At 73.4% G+C, this 19,056-nt stretch carries 15 protein-coding genes; 6 read left to right on the top strand and 9 right to left on the bottom strand.

What is annotated here, in order from left to right; genetic code table 11:
- Nucleotides 1-35 precede the first annotated feature (35 nt).
- Entirely contained in the window at nt 36-1,700 is a 1,665-nt protein-coding gene (locus ASF78_RS12895) for a polysaccharide biosynthesis tyrosine autokinase (protein WP_235518561.1), read from the top strand.
- A 338-nt stretch (nt 1,701-2,038) separates the two neighbouring features.
- On the opposite strand, the gene ASF78_RS12890 is transcribed toward ASF78_RS12895, so the two are convergent.
- From ASF78_RS12890 to ASF78_RS22400, 3 genes are all read right to left on the bottom strand, one after another.
- Nucleotides 2,039-2,557: a peptidase gene (locus ASF78_RS12890; protein WP_082495027.1), complete on the bottom strand. Its 519-nt coding sequence runs from the start codon at nt 2,555-2,557 to the stop codon at nt 2,039-2,041.
- Nucleotides 2,558-2,623: 66 nt separating this feature from the next.
- Nucleotides 2,624-4,489, bottom strand: a complete 1,866-nt coding sequence (locus ASF78_RS12885) for a DUF4012 domain-containing protein (RefSeq protein ID WP_056589817.1) — start codon at nt 4,487-4,489, stop codon at nt 2,624-2,626.
- 172 nt (nt 4,490-4,661) lie between these two features.
- On the bottom strand, nt 4,662-5,261 hold the full coding sequence (locus tag ASF78_RS22400; protein WP_156374155.1) for a hypothetical protein: 600 nt from the start codon (nt 5,259-5,261) through the stop codon (nt 4,662-4,664).
- 209 nt (nt 5,262-5,470) lie between these two features.
- Between ASF78_RS22400 and ASF78_RS12870 the strand changes: the two genes are divergently transcribed.
- Nucleotides 5,471-6,088 (top strand): low molecular weight phosphatase family protein, encoded by a 618-nt coding sequence (locus ASF78_RS12870; protein ID WP_235518560.1) that lies wholly within the window; start codon nt 5,471-5,473, stop codon nt 6,086-6,088.
- Nucleotides 6,089-6,140: 52 nt separating this feature from the next.
- Here ASF78_RS12870 and ASF78_RS12865 read toward each other — a convergent pair whose 3' ends face one another.
- The gene (locus ASF78_RS12865; RefSeq protein ID WP_056589808.1) at nt 6,141-7,640 is read right to left on the bottom strand and encodes an NCS2 family permease; all 1,500 of its coding nucleotides are present in this window, start codon (nt 7,638-7,640) and stop codon (nt 6,141-6,143) included.
- A gap of 70 nt (nt 7,641-7,710) precedes the next feature.
- Here ASF78_RS12865 and ASF78_RS12860 point away from each other — a divergent pair, with 70 nt between their 5' ends.
- On the top strand, nt 7,711-7,953 hold the full coding sequence (locus ASF78_RS12860) for a DUF2530 domain-containing protein (protein ID WP_082495025.1): 243 nt from the start codon (nt 7,711-7,713) through the stop codon (nt 7,951-7,953).
- 19 nt (nt 7,954-7,972) lie between these two features.
- Here the strand turns inward: ASF78_RS12860 and ASF78_RS12855 are convergent, their stop codons facing one another.
- The 4 genes from ASF78_RS12855 to ASF78_RS12840 form a co-directional block, all read right to left on the bottom strand.
- The gene (locus ASF78_RS12855) at nt 7,973-8,614 is read right to left on the bottom strand and encodes a CAP domain-containing protein (protein WP_056589806.1); all 642 of its coding nucleotides are present in this window, start codon (nt 8,612-8,614) and stop codon (nt 7,973-7,975) included.
- 97 nt (nt 8,615-8,711) lie between these two features.
- Complete coding sequence (locus ASF78_RS12850) at nt 8,712-11,741, bottom strand: ATP-binding protein (protein WP_056589802.1); 3,030 nt, start codon at nt 11,739-11,741, stop codon at nt 8,712-8,714.
- Entirely contained in the window at nt 11,738-12,772 is a 1,035-nt protein-coding gene (locus tag ASF78_RS12845; protein WP_056589799.1) for a DUF3027 domain-containing protein, read from the bottom strand. Before ASF78_RS12845 ends, ASF78_RS12850 begins: the two co-directional genes overlap by 4 nt.
- Nucleotides 12,773-12,774: 2 nt before the next feature.
- Nucleotides 12,775-13,158, bottom strand: a complete 384-nt coding sequence (locus tag ASF78_RS12840) for a cold-shock protein (protein ID WP_056019542.1) — start codon at nt 13,156-13,158, stop codon at nt 12,775-12,777.
- A gap of 111 nt (nt 13,159-13,269) precedes the next feature.
- Between ASF78_RS12840 and ASF78_RS12835 the strand changes: the two genes are divergently transcribed.
- A complete protein-coding gene (locus ASF78_RS12835) occupies nt 13,270-13,620 on the top strand; it encodes a TraR/DksA C4-type zinc finger protein (protein WP_056590873.1) in 351 nt (116 codons plus the stop codon).
- Nucleotides 13,621-13,632: 12 nt separating this feature from the next.
- Here the strand turns inward: ASF78_RS12835 and ASF78_RS12830 are convergent, their stop codons facing one another.
- Nucleotides 13,633-14,853, bottom strand: a complete 1,221-nt coding sequence (locus tag ASF78_RS12830) for a M20 family metallopeptidase (RefSeq protein WP_369816330.1) — start codon at nt 14,851-14,853, stop codon at nt 13,633-13,635.
- A 115-nt stretch (nt 14,854-14,968) separates the two neighbouring features.
- On the opposite strand from ASF78_RS12830, the gene ASF78_RS12825 reads away from it, so the two are divergent.
- Complete coding sequence (locus ASF78_RS12825) at nt 14,969-17,380, top strand: helicase-associated domain-containing protein (protein ID WP_056589795.1); 2,412 nt, start codon at nt 14,969-14,971, stop codon at nt 17,378-17,380.
- Nucleotides 17,377-19,038, top strand: coding sequence for a DNA repair helicase XPB (locus tag ASF78_RS12820; protein WP_056589792.1), 1,662 nt, complete (start codon nt 17,377-17,379; stop codon nt 19,036-19,038). The genes ASF78_RS12825 and ASF78_RS12820 overlap by 4 nt, the downstream gene beginning before the upstream one ends.
- The last annotated feature ends 18 nt before the right edge of the window (nt 19,039-19,056 follow it).

Here is a 19,056-nt window from a genome sequence, read left to right as displayed (position 1 = left end):
GCGCGCCGAGGGCGAGAATCGAGGGATCGGGACTAATGGGGGGGCAAGCCGGACCCGTCGCCGTTTTTCACCCGGAGATCCGCGAGATCACGGGCTATGAGAGACTTGCGCCCGCGTATAACCGAGCAGGGGAGATCAGGGCAGTGGAGCTTCAGGACTATTGGGTCATTCTGCGGAAGCGGTGGCTCTCGATTGCCGTCTTCACGCTGCTCGGCGCCGGACTTGCAGTAGCGGTATCGCTCGCGACCACTCCCCTCTATCAGGCGTCGACACAGCTGTATGTCTCGGTCAAGGCCGGAGAGTCGTCGAGCGACCTCCTGCAGGGCTCCAACTTCACACGCCAGCAGGTCACCTCGTACACCCAACTGGTCACGAGCCCGCTCGTGCTTCAGCCCGTCATCGAAGACCTCGGACTTGAGGACCGGTCAGAGGTCCTCGCGTCCCGGGTGAGCGCGAGCTCCCCGCTCAACACCTCGCTGATCGACGTCTCCGTGACCGACGAGAACCCGGCGATGGCGGCCGCCACAGCCGACGCCATCGCCAAAGAGTTCAAGAACGTCATTGCGGATCTCGAGACCCCCAGCGACGGCAGCGCCTCGGCTGTCAAGATTTCGATCGTCCGCGATGCGGTCTCGCCGGAAGGCCCTTCATCGCCGAACCTCAAGCTCAACCTCGCGCTCGGTCTGCTCCTTGGCCTCGCAGTCGGCGTCGGCGTTGCTGTTCTCCGGGCGGTGCTCGATACTCGCGTCCGTTCCGACGCCGACGTCGCCCGCGTCACCGACACCTCGGTCATCGGCATCATTCCCGACGACCCCGACGCTCCCCAGCACCCCCTCATCGTCCAGAGCAGCCCGCACAGCCAGCGGTCCGAGGCGTTCCGGCGGCTGCGGACCAACCTGCAGTTCCTCGACATCGCCGATCGGCCACAGTCCATCGTCATCACGTCGTCGCTTCCTGGAGAGGGCAAGTCGACGACGTCGATCAACGTGGCGATCACGCTGGCCGACGCCGGTACGCGGGTCGCGCTGATCGACGCCGACCTGCGTCGCCCGTCCGTCGCCAAGTACATGGGGCTCGAGGGCAAGGTCGGCCTGACCACAGTCCTGATCGGTCGCGCGAGCGTCGAGGACGTCATCCAGCCGTGGGGCAACGGCTACCTGCACGTCCTGCCCGCCGGTCAGGTGCCGCCGAACCCCAGCGAGCTGCTGGGGTCGCTGGCGATGGCGAACCTGCTGGAGAAGCTCGTGTCGCAGTACGACGTCGTCATCATCGACACCGCTCCTCTGCTGCCCGTCACCGACGCGGCGATCCTGTCGAAGCTGACCGGTGGCGCGCTGCTGGTCGTCGGCGCGGACAAGCTGCATCGCAACCAGCTGGCGGAGTCGGTGGGCGCCCTGGAGACCGTCGGTGCCCGGATCCTCGGGATCGTCGTCAACCGCCAGAAGCGCAAGCAGAGCGACCAGTACGCGTACTACGACTACTCCCCCACGCCGGCCACCGCAGCGGACTCGGGCCGAGGTAGCCGGAGGAAGCGCAAGGGCTCGCCGCCTGCCCGTGCTCCGCAGCCGTCGGAGCCGTCGGTGGTCACCGGCCCCACGACGTTGTGGCCCGGAGACTCCCTCAGCGACACGCAGCTGAGCGACTTCCAGCGCCAGCAGGCGCAGAACCTGCCTGCGCAGCACCAGCGACCGAGCAGCTGACCTGCATCGGCTCCTCGACGGCGGCCTCGGACCTCACGGTCCGGGGCCGTTCTCGTTCCCGGTAGCTCGCGCGCCGTCGGCCGTCGTGGTCGCTACGCAGACGACGCGGTATGGGCGCAGCGGGGCCCCTGCGACAAGGACCGTGGACACCGGCCGCCGGGCTACGGCGTCAGGCGATGACCGCGCGCGTCGTGACGCGCTGCTCGGGTCTGGAGACGCGAGGCAAGTGCAGGCGAGCTACGGCGCCGCACGTATACGGCCGTGGGGCCCAGACCATCCCCAGACGCACGAGAGCCCCGCACCATCCGGTGCGGGGCTCTCGGTCAGTGCGAGGCGGTTCAGGCCGCGACGTCGGCCGAGCGACGGCGGGCCATCACGACGCCACCGGCGCCGATGAGGACCAGCGCGCCAGCGCCCAAGGCGATCGGCAGCGCGTTGGAACCGGTCGAGCTCAGGTTGCCCGAGCCGGCAGCACCGGCGACCGTGACGGCCTGCGAGCTGAGGACCGCACCGGAGACGCCGTCGGTGGCGACCAGCGTGAAGGTGCCGGCCTGGCTCAGCGTGACGGTGAAGACCGCCGTGCCCGAAGCGTTCGTGGTCTTGGTGAGCGACTTCGTCCCGGCGATGGTGATCGCGGAGTCCGGGATCGAGGCCGGGTTGCTGGTGATGGTCAGCCCGACCGGGGTGTTGGGGGGCCCGGTGACCGTCACGGTGAAGCTCTGACCGACGGCGGGCGTTGTGTCGGAAACCGTGCCGAGGTTCGAGTAGTCACCGGCGCCATAGGCAAATGCGGCGGACGGAACAAGAGCAAGTGACACGGCAGCAACAGCGACCAGAGCGGTGCGACGGATCTTCATGTGGGTGTCCCCCCGGACAGTCGTGTTACAGGAGTGGCGTCTTGTGACTAGGGGCAACCGTACCTGCTACTTCTCGCATGCGGAACCCACGACTGCGTCACCCTTTTGGCGGGCGGTCGGCGTGGAGCGAATGTGCACGTCACCGCGTTGTTCCTTTCCGGTGACGATGTCCAGCTCCAGGGAGCCGCTTTCGCCGGGTTTGAGCGTGAATGTCCGACCGCCTACCCCCAGATCATCGTGGATCTGGGCGAGCAGGCCTTGCGGATCAGGATTCACCCGCACTGAATCGATTCCGCCCCCCGCGGGTGCGTAGATCAGGGTATTTGTCCGAATTTCACCGAGGGGGACGATGCTGTCCAGACCGACGAGATAGGACGGTAGGTCGGCGGCATCCGGGGGTGCGTCGTACTGCAGCGTCACGACGGCGTGGACGATCTGCGACCCGTCAGGACGGCACTCCGTCGCCTCGCCCTCGATGAGCAGGTCCAGGTAGTAGCCGAGCTTCGCCTGGGTGCCGTCGTTGAGGTAGACGCCGATCACGGCCGAGTCGTCGTCGACACCGCGCAGCACCCCGCCGAGGACGGTCGGCGCGAGGAGGTCCTGCTCCCCCTCGTCGGCGGACCAGACCATGAACCGGCCTTGCCGGGCTGCCTCGGCGAGCGCGTCCATCACCGCGGGCGCGTCGCCCTGGCCGCCGACGACCGCGGCGAACACCGAACGTGACGTGTCCGAGAAGAAGGCGTCCTGGTCCCGGGGGTCGTCGAGGTCGAGGTAGACCTGGTTGAGCAGGCGCTGCGCGGCGTCGTCGCCGGAGAGGGTGGTCCCGTCGGAGAGCGGGACCGGACCCGTGGCGTCGAGCACGAGCCCGAGCGCGACCGGGTCGACGGAGAGGACGCCGTCGATCGTGTCACCCACCTCCTGCTCCCAGATCGCCTTGGCCAGAGCACCAGAGCGTGGGAAGTCCGGGGTGAACGTGACGTCGCGCATGTCGGTGCCGAGCAGCGGACCGAAGAGTGAGAGCTCAGCCTCGGTGAGCGGCAGCACAGGGTCGGCGAACCCGCTGAGCGAGCCCCCAGACCGTTCGACGACCACCGTGACCGCACCTCCGTCCGCCCGCAGATGCAGGACCGAGCCCGGGATACCCCCGGTGGCGCGCTGCTCCGCGTTGTTCTGCACGAGGACGAGATAGTTGCGCGGCCCCTCGGCGCCCATCATCGCGGGCACCAGCTGCGCGGCGCGCGACGCGGTCGCGGTGGTCACGGCGACGTCGGCGACCTGGTCACGCAAGGTTTCGACGGGCTCGGCGACGAACGCGAGCAACGAGGACGTGTCGAGGTCGTCGAGCTGCTGCGCGGTGATCTGCACGGCGTCGTCGGCCGCGACGATCGCCGGTGCCGCCTCCTGGAGCGGCGCGAGGTTCACGCGACCGTCCACGGGAGCGAGCGCGGCCGGGTCCACCAGGGTGCTCGCCTGCATCAGCGACGGCAGGGCGTGCTGGGCGAGGTCGTCGACGGCCTGCGCGACGGTCTGCACGGCGTCCACGTTCTGACCGACCCACGGCACGCTGCCCGCGAGGGTCCAGACGGGTCCGCTGGTCGCGATGGCGGCGGTCGAGGAGTGCGCCTGCAGCTGCACGAGGGTCTTGTCCGCGGCGGCCGAGTCGCCGGCCCGCACCTGCTCCTGGAGGTCCTGCACGTCTCCGCGAGCGGCTTGGAGCGCGTCGGACGCGCGCTTCGCGTCGACGGCCAGCCAGACGCCGAGGGCGATCACGATCAGCACGACGACGCCACAGCCGACGAGCACGCGGCGCAGGTTCCGACGGCGGCGCGCGCGGACGTAGCTGGTGCGTCGTCGGCGGACCGTCTCGGGGTGCTCGGGCGCCGCGGGGACCGGCTGCGCGTTCCAGTCGTCTCCCCATCCCGGGTGCGTCACGACGTCTCTCTCCCCCTGGCGAACCGCCGCCCGGGCAGGCGTCGGCGGTCGGAATGGTACCGGCGCCGCCTGAGTCAGCCGGTCAGGCGGGGCACAGCCTGGCCCGATCGGCCTACGGGAAGGCCGGATCCACGGGAGAGAGGTCGATCGACACGCTCAGAGGAGTCGATGGTCAGGAGACCTGTCGGCGCCGGACGAGCACGACGATCCCGGCGCCCAGGGCGACGAGGGCCCCCGCGCCGAGTGCGAGGGGCAGCGGGTCCACGCCGGTCTCGCTGAGCTGGGTTGGCGTGGCGCGCGCGACCGCGGTGACGGTGAGACTGCTGAGCGCCGCGTTGGTCTGGTCCCGGACCACGATCGTGTAGGTGCCGGCCGCGGTCAGGGTGACGACACCGGTGACCGTCCCGTCGGCTCCTGCCGTCTTGGACGTGGTCTTCTCACCGGCGACGGCGATCGCCGAGTCGGGCGTCGCCGGGTCGGTCGACGTCACGGTGATGCTGTGGACCGCCCCCGGCACCAGCCCGGTGCAGCTCAGCGTCACCGAGGCGCCGACGGTCGTGGTGCTCACACTGACCGCGCAGGAGGCCGCCGGCTGTGGGGCCGGAGTCGTGGTCTCCGTGACCGTCGGCGTCGGCGTCGGCGTGGTCGTCGCCGTGGAGGTGTCCGTCGGACTGGGGACGTTCACCGCGCTGGCCGCGGAGGCCGCGAGTGGTGAGAGTGCGAGCGCGGCGGCCACGACGACGGTCGCGATGGTGCGCGATCTTCTGTTCATCCTTCAGTCCCCCAGATCGTCCGCGCCGCCCCCCGGCCCGCTCGTCCGAATCCGACAATAGCGACGTTTCGCCGCCGGACACACCCTCGGCGCCTGCCCTTTCGGGCCAGAGGCACCCGACTCCCCGCGAGGGGCCCAGGGTGGAATCGCTGCGCCGATCGGGTCATGGGATGCGGGGAACCAGCCGCGCAGACCGCAAGATAGAGACCGTGAACCCCTCCGACCTGGCCGAGCCGTTCCGCGTCCTCGTCGTCTGCACCGGCAACATCTGCCGGTCGCCGGCCGCCGAGCGACTGCTGGCTGCCGGTCTGGGTGCTGCGTACCGGGGGCGTGACGGCGCCGGGGGGCTGACGCCCGCGATCGAGATCGGCTCCGCCGGGACGGGCGCCCTCGTCGGCCACCCGATGACCGACGAGATGGCCGAGATGGTCGCTGCGCAGGGTGTCGACCCCCGTGGCTTCGAGGCTCGGCAGCTGGTTCCCGGGCTGGTGCAGCAGGCGGACCTGGTGCTCGCGCTGACCCGTCGCCACCGCTCCGCGATCGTCGAGATGGTCCCGTCGGCCGTGCGGCGCACGTTCACGTTGCGCGAGCTGGCGCGGCTCGTCACGGACGTCGACCCCGCGACCCTCCCGGGCGCCAACGCGACCACCGCGGACCGGATCCGGACCCTGGTACCGGTGGCCGCGTCGCGTCGTGGGCTCATGGCGCACCGGCCGGTGGACGACGACGTCGTCGACCCGTACCGCGGTGACGCGGCGCTGTACCGGCAGTCGTTCACGCAGCTGCTGCCCGCGGTCGAGACCATCGTGGCGGCCGTCCGCCGCTGAGCACGAGAAGAGGCCGGGCCCCGTCGGGACCCGGCCTCCGTCGTGCGTGGGGTCAGACCCCGAGCACGCTCTTGATGGGGCCGATGAGGAAGTAGACGACGAACATCGCCGACGCCACCCACATGAACGCATGGATCTCGCGGATCTTGCCGAGGGACAGCTTGATGACGACGAACGTGATGATGCCCGCGCCGATGCCCGCGGTGATCGAGTAGGTGAACGGCATCAGGACGATCGTGAGGAACGCCGGGATGGCGAGCTCCCAGTTCCTCCAGTCGATGCCCGTGATCTGCGTGACCATGAGGAAGCCGACGACGACGAGCGCCGGGGTGGCCGCCTCGAACGGGACCATGGAGACCAGCGGCGCCAGGAACGTGGCCAGCAGGAACGCGATACCGGTGACGACGGAGGCCAGTCCGGTGCGCGCACCGTCACCGACGCCCGCCGCGGACTCGATGTAGCTGGTGTTCGAGGAGACGCTGCCGGCGCCACCGGCGGCCGCCGCGATGGAGTCGACGACGAGGATCTTCTGGGTGCCGATCGGGTTGCCGTCCTTGTCGAGCAGCTTCGCCTCGCTGCCGACGGCGACCATCGTGCCCATCGTGTCGAAGAAGTCGGCGAGCAGGAGCGAGAACACGAGCAGCAGGACGGCGACGATCCCGATGGACTCGATGGAGCCGAAGAGGGAGAACTGACCGACCAGCGAGAAGTCGGGCGTCGCGATGATCCCGCCGTCCGGCCAGTGCGGGTTGCCCAGCGCCCAGCCGCCCGGGTTGACGACGGCACCGGTCTCGTCCTTCTGCGGCCCGATGTTGCCGACGAGCTCGATGACGAACGCCAGCACCGTCGCGGAGACGATCGCGATGAGGATGGCGCCCTTGACCTTGCGGACCATGAGGACGATCGCCAGGAGCAGCCCGAACACGAACACCAGCAGCGGCCAGCTGCCCAGCGACCCGGCGATGCCGAGCTCCACGGGGACGGCCATGCTCGCGGGGATCCGCACGAAACCTGCGTCGACGAGGCCGATGAACGCGATGAACAGGCCGATGCCGACGCTGATCGCCGTCTTGATCTCCACGGGGACCGCACGGAACACCGCCGCCCGGAACCCGGTGAGCACGAGGACCAGGATGATCAGCCCCTCGAGCACGACGATGCCCATGGCGTCCTGCCAGGACATGTTCGGCAGCGCCGCGATCGAGTAGGCGACGACGGCGTTGAGGCCGAGCCCCGCGGCGAGCGCCAGCGGGAAGTTGGCGACGACGCCCATGAGGATCGTGAGCACGCCGGCGACGAGCGCCGTGGTGGCCGCGACCGCCGTCAGGTCGGGGGCGTCGCCGCCGCCGAGGAACTGGCCGTCCCCGGAGCGGACCGTGCCGATGATCAGGGGGTTGAGCACGATGATGTAGCTCATCGTGAAGAAGGTGACGAGACCACCGCGGATCTCGGTACCGATGGTCGAGCCGCGCTCGGTGATCTTGAACCAGCGGTCGACAGCGTTCGTCGGAGGCGCAGGACGGTCCGTCTGCGCAGTGGGGGTCGTAGACATGCGCGCAGTGTTGCAGACCCATGTTTCCGGCGGCGGACGGCAGCCCGCCGGGTACAACTAGGCTCTGCCGGTGCCCTCGTTGATCGCCCGCCTGCTGCACCCGACCCGGACCCCGCCACCCCCCGTGGACGTCGACCTGGGACGGGTGATGCTCGTCGGCACGGCCGTCTGGGGGGTCGCGTTCGTGGTGGCCGTGGTGCTGGCGGGCAGCGGCGACGCGTCGTGGATGCCCGCGTGGGTGTGCGCGACCGGGGTCGTCCTCGGGCTGCTCGGCGTGCTGTGGGCCCGTCGGAACACCGCGCGCCGACGCTGACGCGCTCGGCTCGGACCGCTCAGGCCACGAACACCTGCGCGCACAGGAGGCCCCGCGGGCCGTCCGTGCAGCCGACGCCGATCTGCGTGTACCTGTCGTTGAGGATGTTGGCGCGGTGGCCGTCGGACCCCATCCAGCCCGCGACGACCGCGCGCGCCGTCGGGTAGCCGAGGGCGAGGTTCTCCCCCACGGCCCGGGCGGCGCACGCCTCGAGGATGGGCTCCAGCGGGTCGTGCTCGAACCGGTTCTCGGCGACGAGCAGCGCCGTGCGGGCCACCGCCTGCTGCGCCGCGCACTCCGAGACGGCCAGGGCGGGCAGGCCGGCCGCAGCCCGTTCCTCGTTGGTGCGCGTGACGATCTCCTCGACCAGCGTCGGCGCTGCGGGCACCGGCTGAGGGGCGGGTTCAGGGGCCGGTTCGGGTTCCGGCTCCGGCTCCGGCTCTGGTTCTGGTTCCGGTTCTGGGGTGGCCGTCGGCGTCTCCGCAGTGGTCGGCGCTGCCGTGGTGGGATCCGGTGCGCGGTCACCCGACCGGGACACCACGGCGCCGTCGCGCGGGGCGGCCAGCTCGAAGACGTCAGGGATGTGGGACGGGTCGCCCGTGGGGTTCAGGGCGAACCCCACCGCCACGAGGGCGAACGTGCTCACCAGTGCGAGGGACACCGTGCGGACCCGGTGCCGCTTCGGCTTCGAGACCCGTCGGGCTCGCCGGCTCCGGCGGGTTTCCGGGGCGACGGGGAGCGGGGGCACGACCGGGACGCTATCGGGTTCCGGACAGATCGGACAGTCGGCCGTCGGGTCGACCCCCCTCGACGACGTCCAGAGCGATCTCCCCGGCCCGGTCCGGATCCGTGAGCAGGACCTCGACCGCGTAGCGCAGGTCCCACCGGCCGGCCGCCTGCGCGAGACCCGCGGCGAGGCCCGCGAGGTGGACCGCGTGGACGACGGAGTCCTCGACCCACCAGTCGACCGGGGCGCCGTCCACGGTGAGGTCGTCGTGCTGCACCCACGTGCCCGGCGCGTCCGGGAGCAGCGCACGCACGCCCGCGGGGACGTCGCCGACCTCGCCGCCCGCAGACACGTCGCCGTCCGCCAGGTCGCCGGCGAACGGCAGGTCGAGGAGGGCGGCGGTCGCTTCCGTGCCCGGCACCAGGGCGGCCACGTCGGTGCGCTGGTACCACATCGGGTGGTCGGCGACGGCGGCGTCCTCGGCGTGCACGACGGCCACCCGACCGGGCCCGACGACCGCGGGCAGCCGCTCGGGAGGCTCGTCGGGGGCCATCGACCGCCACACGGCGACGGCGAGCCCCAGGTCGACCGACACCCCGACGGGACCCCACGCGTCGAGCAGCTGCGTCCAGCCCGCGCCGTCGAGCTCCTCCAGCGCGGCCACGCCGCCGAGCGCCCGCTGCACCGCGGCGTCCAGGTGCGCGACCGCCTCCGGTGCGGCGGGCAGGAGGGCGCCGAGCCGGTCCCCGACGGCGAACGGGCGCCCGAGGCCCAGCTCCGACCGCTCGCGCAGCCACCACGACGTGTACGACGGCGCGGCTGCCGACGACTCACCGCGCACCGGGTCGACGAGGGCGCGCCGCAGCGCCGGCTCCCCCGCGATGCGGCCGAGCACCCTCGGCCACGCCTCCGGGTCGACCGCGTCCAGGTCCGCGACCGCGACCGCCTCCCCCACGTACGCGCCCCTGCCGAGGCGTTCCCCCAGGTGGAGGAGGTAGTCGTCCCAGCCGTCCAGCGACTGCGCGGCCAGTGTCGCCGAGTCCGTCCCGCCGTCGCGCACCGAGGCTGGGTCCGCCAGGACGTCGGGGACGTGGACCAGCACCAGGTCGGCGCGGACGCCGACCGAGGTCAGGGTCTGTGCGCCCCAGCGGTCCACCGCGTCCGCCGACACCGTGCCCAGCACCCGGTCGTCGAGCAGCTGCGCCGCGGGCGAACCGGGCAGGACGAGGCTGTCCGCGGGCGTCCGGTCGCCGTCCGCGGCCGGGAGCGGGAGGAGGCCGAGCCACGGCAGGGCCTCGCTCGGCAGGGTCGCGCCGTCCGCGGCCCCGACGAGGGCCAGCACCGTGGCGACGACGTCGTCGGACTCGCTCTCGTCGTCGGCGAGGTCGACGACGGCGCGTCGGACCGCGTCGAGGGTGAGCAGACCGACCGCGTCGGGGGCCTGCGCGCCCAGCCGCTCCAGCACGGGGTGCGCCGCCGCGGGGTCGACCACGCGGACCCCCCAGCGACCCAGTGCCTCCAGCGACCGCTCACCGAGGCGGTCCGCGAGGTCGGCGTCCAGCACGACGGTGCCGCGCGCGCCCCGCACCACCCGACCGTCGGCCAGCGGCACCGGGACGGCACCCAGCGCCTCGCGCGACTGCGGGTCGTCGGCGAGCAGCGCCAGGGCGTCGTAGAGCTCGACCCAGCCGCCGTCGCTCGCGGCCGGCAGGTCCTCGACGACGTCCGCCAACGACCGGATCTCCACCCCGAGCGCCCGCGCCTGCGACTCACGCCCCGTCGGCAGCACCACCAGCGCCGCGACCCGTCGGCCCAGCGCCGCCAGCGCGCCCGGGTCGTGCACCGACGAGCCCGCCAGAGCCACGGACCGCTCCGGCACGACCAGAGCCGCGCCGTCCACGGGCGCCGCCGGGACGAGCAGCGGCGTGCGGGTCAGGCGGTCGACGATGCGGTCCCGCAGCGCCGCGTCGAGGGCACCCGCGGCGAGCCCTGTCGGCACGAGCGCGAGGGCGTCGTGCCCGGCGGCCGCGCGGCCGTGCGCGAGCCGGGCGTAGACGTCGGCGGCATGGTCCAGCACCGCCTCGGTGAGGGCGCCCGGCGCGACGTGCCGGCGCGACGGGTCCAGGGGGAACGTCGCGACGAGCAGGGCCGGCACCGTGCACGGCTCGTCGGTCGGCGTCGGCGCGTGCACCACCTGCTCCGCCCGGGCGAGCGCCTCGCCGTCGCGCGGGAGCGCCCACGTGACCCGCCACGCCCGTGCCGAACGTTCCTCGACGGGTCGGTCCGCCATCAGGGCCAGCGGCAGCTCGCCCTCGCCGGTCGCGACCGTCCACCGTTCCGCGACGTCCGCCAGCCGCCGGAGCGGTCCGGTGTCGTCGTCGACCACGATCTCCACGAGACCCGGCAGGGCCAGGAGCAACGGGTCGCCCACGTCGTGCAGGAGCGAGCGGACCTCGTCGGCGGCGACCTCGTCGCGCAGCTCCAGGACGACCGCCGTGTCGTACCCGGTCGGCGGGGTGCCCTCCGCCGCGAACGGGAGCCGGAGCGCCGGCAGCGAACGGTCGCGGCGACGCACCTCGTCCGCGAGCGCCGGGTTGTCCTGGGACGCCTCCGCGAGCAGCTCGGCCGCGTCGGCCACGCTGAACCGCAGCCCGCCCGTCGTGGACAGCACGGAGATCTCGTCGGACACCGACCGCACCGCGGCGAACCCCACCCCGAACCGGCCGACCGCCCGGGCGTCGTCCCGCTTGGCCGACGCCCGCATCGACACCAGCGACGAGACGCCGTCCGCGTCCAGGGGCGCACCCGTGTTCGCGGCGACCAGGACCAGCCGGTCGCCGTCCGTGCGCGCCAGCCGCAGGAGCAGCCGACCCGGCACACCGGCACGCGTCGCCGCGTCCGCGGCGTTCTGGGCGAGCTCGACGACCACGCGGTCGCGGTAGTAGCCGCGGGCGTGGTCCTCCTCCGTGTTGGCGTCCTCCCGCAGCCTCGCCGGGGAGACCCGCCACGCCCCCAGGACGGCCGCGCGCAGGGCGGCCGTCCCGAAGGCGTCGGCGGTCACGGCTCCGGGTCGGGGCGGGCGGCCTGCTCGTCCGCGGAGTCGGCGGGGAAGGCGTCGCCGGGGATGTTCGTCGGGTCCTGCGGGTCCGGCCCGTCGGAGACCTCGACGGGCACGACGTCGACCGCGGCGACCTCGTCCGTCGCGACCTCGTCCGTCGCAATCTCGTCCGTCGCGACCTCGTCCGTCACGACCTCGTCCGTCGCGACCTCGTCCGTCACGACCTCGTCCGTGGGAGCATCGTCGGCCGCCGCCGTCTCCGGCTGGGCCTCCGTGGCGGACGGGGCCAGCTGGACCAGCTCCAGGCTGAGCTCGTCGATCAGCGGGTCGGGGGCGGGCCAGTCGGTCGGCGGCGCCTCCGCGGCGGTCTCCGAGTGGGCGCCGCAGCCGTGGTCGACGCTGACGACGACGCCGTCGTCGGGCGACCACTGGTTGGTGCAGACGCCGAAGACCTGGCCGAGCGACCCCTGCAGCGGCACCAGGAACCCGCAGCTGCCGCACGCGGCGGCCGACGCGAGCGAACCGGCGCTCGTCGGGCCGTGCGGGCCGCGGTACCAGCGCTCGGCGGCCTCGTCGCGACCCTCTGGCGACAGCACCCGCACCCGGGCCAGGGCGAGCTCGTCGATCGCGACGTCGTCCAGCTCGGGGTCCCCGGTCGGGGTCCAGCCGGGCTCGAGCCGCGGGTCGTCGGCCTTGAACGGCAGGACGTCGCCGGGACCGATGTCGCCGGGCCGGATGCGCTCCGACCACGGCAGCCAGGCCTGGCCGAGCACCGCGTCGGGACCGGGCAGCAGCTCGGCCTCGCAGACGGTGGCGGTGCGGCCGCGCGGCACGCGGGCGACCGTGACGGTCCACTCCCAGCCGCGGTAGCCGCGGGCGGCGGAGGCGAACCGGTGGGACACCAGCCGCTCCCCCTCGACGACGAGACCGAGGTACTCGCCGACGTCGGAGGGGTCCTCGGCCAGGCCGATCGCGACCTCACGGGCGAGGTCGACGGCCGATCCGAGGACCGCGTCCTTCGTTGCTGCAGGCATGCTCAGGCCTCGATGTCGTCCGCGACGGCTCGCAGCAGGGCGGCGTACTGCACCCCACGGGCCTTCTCGGGGTAGCGGCCACGACGCAGGTCGTTGCCGACGCGGTCGAGGACCTTGATGAGGTCCTCGATGATGACGGCCATGTCGTCGGCGGGCTTGCGTGCCGCCTTCGCGACAGAGGGCACGGGGTCCAGCAGCTTGACCGACAGGGCCTGCGGACCGCGCCGACCGTCGGCGACGCCGTAGTCGACCTTGGCGCCGGGCTTCGGCGCGTTGACACCTTCCGGGAGCGCCGACGCGTGCAGGAAGACCTCGCCGCCGTCGTCGCCGGCGATGAACCCGAAGCCGCGCTCGGTGTCGAACCACTTGACCTTGCCGGTAGGCACGGTGAACCCCGTTCATGAGAAGAAGACGTACTGGCCACCAGGTTACCGGCCACGGCTCGCGAAAATCCCCGTCCTCGCACAAGGCCCGCGGGCGGGTGCACTGTGGTGCGGGTGACGACCGCCGACGACGACGCCCGCGCGAGGCTCGCCGAGCTCCGCTCCGTGACCCTCGAGCGCCTGGCCGCCCTGCGCGGTGAGCACGACGCGGTCGTCGACGCGTCCCGGGACAGCAACGCCGACGACGAGCACGACCCCGAGGGCGCGACCATCGCGTTCGAGCGGGCGCAGGTGGACGCCCTGGTGCGGGACGCGGTCGCGCGGCTGGAGTCCGTCGACGAGGCGTTGCAGCGGATCGACGACGGCACCTACGGGGTCTGCGCCCGGTGCGGCCGGCCGATCGCGGCGGGGCGGCTGGAGGCACGTCCAACGGCGACGACGTGCGTGTCCTGCGCGACGGCCTGAGCCGGCACTCGCCTAGACGCCCTCCGCCAGCCGGTCCATCGCCAGCGCGGCGAGCACCGCCGGTCCCACCGCGAGCGACTCCTCCGCGAAGCGGGCCTGCGCCGAGTGGTTGAAGGGGGCGGTCGCGGGGTCCTCCCCGACCGGGGTCGCGCCGAGCCCGACGTACACACCGGGCACCTCCTGGAGCACGTAGGAGAAGTCCTCCGCGCCGGACATCGGCTGCGGCGCGGTCACGTAGGCGTGCTCGCCGAACATCCCCCGGACCAGGCCGGACACGCGGTCCACCTCGGCGGGGGCGTTCGTCGTGACCGGGTAGCCGCGCCGGTAGTCGACCGTCGCGGTCAGGCCGTGGGCCGCGGCGATGCCCTCGACGACGCGCGTCAGCCGCTCGGGGACGACCGCGTGGGTCGCGTCGGAGAACGAGCGGACGGTCGCCTCCAGCACCGCGGTCGAGCCGATGACGTTGTGCGTCGTGCCGGCCGCGATCTTGCCGACGGTCACGACGACCGGGTCGAAGACGTCGAACTGCCGCGTGACCATCGCCTGCAGCGCGAGGACGATCTCCGCGGCGACCGGTACCGGGTCGGCCGCGAGGTGCGGCATCGACCCGTGCCCGCCGCGGCCGTGCACGGTGACGACGACCGAGTCGGCGGCGGCCAGCATCGTCCCGGGTCGGGACGCGACGAGACCGGCCGGCTGGACGGCCGACACCACGTGCAGGGCGTACGCGGCGACGACGCGCGAGCCGGCCGCGTCGAGGACGCCCTCCTCGATCATCAGGCGTGCGCCGTGGTCGCCCTCCTCGCCCGGCTGGAACATCAGGACGACGTCGCCCGCGAGCTGGTCGCGACGGTCGGCCAGCAGCCGCGCGGCGCCGACGAGGCCGGCGACGTGCAGGTCGTGGCCGCACGCGTGCATGACCCCGTCGCGCTCCGACGTGAACGGCTCGCCGGAGTCCTCGGAGACGGGCAGGGCGTCCATGTCCCCGCGCAGCAGGACGGCGGGCCCGGGCCGACCGCCGCGCAGCACGGCGACCACCGAGCTGAGCCCGGAGCCGGTGCTGACCTCGAGGCCGAGGAGCGCGATCGCGTCGAGGACGAGCTGCTGGGTGGTGGGCAGGTCCAGGCCGATCTCCGGGGTGCGGTGCAGGGCTCTGCGCAGCTCGACGAGCGAGGGGAGCTGGGCGGCGGCGTCGGACCGCAGGGCGGCGAGGGTGTCAGGGGAGATGGTCACGCGGCTGACCTCCGAGGTGAGGGCGGGTGCTCCCGTCGAGCGTGCCAGAGCCAGCGCGTTACCGACGGGTAGCCAACTCCCCCGCGTGCGTCCTGCGCCGCGTAAGGTTGTGCGGATGCCCACGTTCACCGGTTACCTGCGCGAACGGAGCGACGACGAGCTCGTCGCGCTCCTGCGCAGCCGACCGGACCTCGCGTCGCCGTCGCCCGCGACCCTGTCGTCGCTCGCCGTGCGCGCGACCAGCAGGTCCAGCCTCGAACGCGCGCTCGCGGGTGTCGACGCGAGCGTGCTCCAGGTGCTCGAGGCGGTCGTGGCCCTGTCCGACCCGGGCCCGGTCACCGCGGCGGACCTCCCCGCAGCCGTCGGCGCGACCGACGCAGCCGGCGTCGAGCTGGTCGAGCGGGCCCTGCGACTGGCGGTCGTCGGCACGCTCGTCTACCCGGACTCCGACGCCGCCGACGCCCCGCTCCAGCCGTCGCCGGGCCTCGCCGAGATCCTCGGCCCCTACCCGGCGGGCCTGGCGTCGACCGACGCGGGCATCCGCCGCGGCACCCCGCCGGAGCCGGTCGACCTCGACGACCTGCCGACGCTCCTCGCGACCGCCCCCGCCGGAGCGCGCCCGGTCCTGGACGCCCTCCTGTGGGGTCCGCCCGTCGGGCTCGCTCCCTCCAACAGCACCGCGGCGGCCGCGGCCGTCGACTGGCTGGTCCGTCGCCACCTGCTCCTGCCCGGGGACTCGCGCCACGTGGTCCTGCCCCGCGCGGTCGCCCTGGCGCTGCGCGGTGGCCGCACCCACGCCGCCCCGGCGTTCCCGCCGCCGCTCCCGGACGGCGTCCCGCACCGCAACCACGCCCTGGTCGCCGCGGAGTCGGCCGCCGCGGGCGAGCGCATCGTGCTCCTCGTCGCCCGGCTGGTCCGGCTCTGGGAGCAGACCCCGCCCGGTGTCCTGCGCGGCGGCGGCCTGGGCGTGCGCGAGCTGCGGCGCGTGGCGAGCGCGTTGGACACCGACGAGGCCGAGGCCGCGTTCGTCATCGAGCTCGCGGGCGCGGCGGCGTTCGTCGCGGACGACGGCGAGGACAACCCGTCGTTCGCCCCGACGGTCGCCGTCGACGAGTGGGCGGTGCGCGACGTGCCCGACCGCTGGGCGGCGCTGGCCCGCACGTGGCGCTCGACCGTGCGGACCCCGTGGCTCGTCGGCAGCCGCGACGACCGCGGTGGCGTGCGGGCGGCCCTCGACCCCGAGCTGCAGCGCACCTGGGCACCTCGCCTGCGACGGGCGGTGCTCGACGTGCTCGCCGACACCCCGCCGGGCACCGCACTGGACCCCGCGCACGTGCTCGCCGTGCTGCGCTGGCGGTCCCCGCGGTCCGTGCCACCGCCCGCCGCGGTCCAGGCGATGCTCATCGAGGCCGGCCGCCTGGGCATCCTCGGCGCCGGTGCACTGTCCGACGCGGGCCGTGCCCTGCTCACGGAGACCGCTCCCCTGGTCGGCGCCGCAGACCCGGCGGACGCGCTCGCCGCGGCCCTGCCCCCGGCCGTCGACGAGATCCTCCTGCAGGGCGACCTGACCGGCGTCGTGCCCGGCCGGCCCAGCCCCGACCTGGAGGACCTCCTGGACCGGACGGCCCACGTCGAGTCCCGCGGCGGCGCGCTCACCGTCCGGTTCACGCCGGAGTCGGTCCGTCGCGCCCTGGACGCCGGGTCGACCGCCGACGGGCTGCTCGCCGAGCTGGCCACCCACAGCCGGGCGGGCGTGCCGCAGCCGCTCGAGTACCTGGTCCGCGACGCCGCACGTCGCCACGGTCGGCTGCGCGTCGGGTCGGCGTCGGGCTACGTCCGGGCCGACGACCCGTCCCTGCTCGCAGGGCTCGCCGAGGACCCGCGGCTGGCTGCGCTCGGCCTGGTCCGGCTCGCGCCGACCGTCCTGGCGTCCCAGGCGCCGGCCCGGGAGCTCGTCGAGGCCCTGCGCGCCCACGGTCTGGCACCCGTCGCGGAAGGTCCGGACGGGCAGGTCGTGCACGTCGTGTCGTCGATCCGTCGCGTGGGCCGTCGCGCCACCGCGGGAGCGCGCCGCCGAGCCTCGGACACGGCCCCGACGAGCGCCCGGGAGACGCTCACCGACGACCGTCTGCTCGCCCTCGTCCCGCAGCTGCGGCGGGCGGAGGCGGACCGCAAGGCCGACGAGGCCGAGCGGGTGCCGGGCACGGTCCTGCCCGCACCGACCCGTCGTGCCCCGGCCCCGCCCAGCGCACCCGAGCCGGGCACGGGAACAGCCGACCCCGTCGACGCGTTGGTGCTCCTGCGCGAGGCGGCTGCCGAGAAGGCCGAGGTGTGGGTCGAGCTGGTCGGCTCCCACGGCGTCCCGCAGCGGCGCCTGCTCCGACCCCTGCGGGTCGAGGGCGGCCGGCTGCGGGCCATCGACACCGCTCGTGAGTCCGAGCTGACCGTCGCGGTGCACCGGATAGCCACGGTCACCCGCGCGATCGCAGACTCACCCCAGGCAGACGAGCATCAGGAGACTTCGTGACCAACGGCCCCCTCATCGTGCAGAGCGACAAGACGCTCCTGCTCGAGGTCGACCACGACCAGGCGGAGGCCTGCCGTCGCGCGATCGCCCCGTTCGCGGAGCTGGAGCGCGCCCCCGAGCACGTGCACACGTACCGCCTGACGCCGCTGGGCCTGTGGAACGCGCGCGCCGCGGGGCACGACGCCGAGCAGGTGGTCGACGTCCTGCTCGAGTACTCGCGCTACCCGGTGCCGCACGCCCTGCTCGTCGACGTCGCCGACACGATGTCCCGCTACGGCCGCCTCCAGCTCATCCAGGACCCGGTGCACGGCCTGATCCTGCACGCCCTCGACCCCGCGGTCCTGGTCGAGGTGGTCCGCTCCAAGCGCACCGCCGGGCTGCTCGGCGCGCGCATCGACGCGACCGACGTCGTCGTCCACCCGTCTGAGCGCGGCCACCTCAAGCAGGTGCTGCTCAAGCTCGGCTGGCCCGCGGAGGACCTCGCGGGCTACGTGAACGGCGAGGCGCACCAGATCGACCTGCTCGAGGACGGCTGGGCGCTGCGGCCGTACCAGCAGCAGGCCGTCGACGGCTTCTTCCACGGCGGCTCGGGCGTCGTCGTGCTCCCCTGCGGTGCCGGCAAGACGCTCGTCGGTGCGGGCGCGATGGCGCGCTCGTCGACGACGACCCTGATCCTGGTCACCAACACCGTCAGCGCCCGGCAGTGGCGCGACGAGCTGGTCAAGCGCACCACCCTGACCGAGGACGAGATCGGCGAGTACTCCGGTGCGCGCAAGGAGATCCGCCCGGTCACCATCGCGACGTACCAGGTGCTCACGACGAAGCGGAAGGGCGTCTACACGCACCTCGAGCTGCTGGACGCCCGCGACTGGGGCCTCGTGGTCTACGACGAGGTGCACCTCCTCCCGGCGCCGATCTTCCGCATGACCGCGGACCTGCAGGCCCGCCGGCGGCTCGGCCTGACCGCGACGCTCGTGCGCGAGGACGGCCGCGAGGACGAGGTGTTCAGCCTCATCGGCCCCAAGCGGTTCGACGCCCCCTGGAAGGACATCGAGGCGCAGGGCTACATCGCGCCCGCCGACTGCGTCGAGGTCCGCCTCACGCTGCCCGACGCCGACCGCATGGCCTACGCGACCGCCGAGCCGGAGGAGCGGTACCGGTTGGCGGCCACGGCGAAGGGCAAGAACCGCGTGGTCGAGCAGCTCGTCGCCAAGCACGAGGGCGACCCGACGCTCGTCATCGGCCAGTACCTCGACCAGCTCCACACGCTCGCGGAGCACCTGGACGCGGACCTCATCACCGGCGAGACCACCGTGCACGAGCGGCAGCGGCTGTTCGACGCGTTCCGGGCCGGCGAGATCACCAAGCTCGTCGTCAGCAAGGTCGCCAACTTCTCCATCGACCTGCCCGAGGCGTCCGTCGCCATCCAGGTGTCCGGCTCGTTCGGGTCACGCCAGGAGGAGGCGCAGCGGCTCGGCCGCATCATGCGGCCCAAGGGCGACGGGCGGACCGCGCACTTCTACACGGTCGTCGCACGGGACACCGTCGACCAGGACTTCGCCGCCCACCGGCAGCGGTTCCTGGCCGAGCAGGGGTACGCGTACTCGATCGTCGACGCGGAGGACCTGGGGCTCGACACCGCCGACGACGCCGCGTGACATGAGCAGAGCGCCCGA

The organism is Cellulomonas sp. Leaf334 (assembly GCF_001424195.1).
Classification (GTDB): Bacteria; Actinomycetota; Actinomycetes; order Actinomycetales; family Cellulomonadaceae; genus Cellulomonas.
Note: the sequence above shows the minus strand (reverse complement) of the source record. Positions and strands in the feature narration are given on the sequence as shown.

What these genes read in the sequence shown, in the direction of transcription:
- ASF78_RS12865 (WP_056589808.1), bottom strand. Translation starts at nt 7,640, where the DNA reads ATGTCTACGACCCCCACTGCGCAGACGGACCGTCCTGCGCCTCCGACG.
- ASF78_RS12825 (WP_056589795.1), top strand. Translation starts at nt 14,969, where the DNA reads ATGCCCACGTTCACCGGTTACCTGCGCGAACGGAGCGACGACGAGCTC.
- ASF78_RS12895 (WP_235518561.1), top strand. Translation starts at nt 36, where the DNA reads ATGGGGGGGCAAGCCGGACCCGTCGCCGTTTTTCACCCGGAGATCCGC.
- ASF78_RS12890 (WP_082495027.1), bottom strand. Translation starts at nt 2,557, where the DNA reads ATGAAGATCCGTCGCACCGCTCTGGTCGCTGTTGCTGCCGTGTCACTT.
- ASF78_RS22400 (WP_156374155.1), bottom strand. Translation starts at nt 5,261, where the DNA reads ATGAACAGAAGATCGCGCACCATCGCGACCGTCGTCGTGGCCGCCGCG.
- ASF78_RS12845 (WP_056589799.1), bottom strand. Translation starts at nt 12,772, where the DNA reads ATGCCTGCAGCAACGAAGGACGCGGTCCTCGGATCGGCCGTCGACCTC.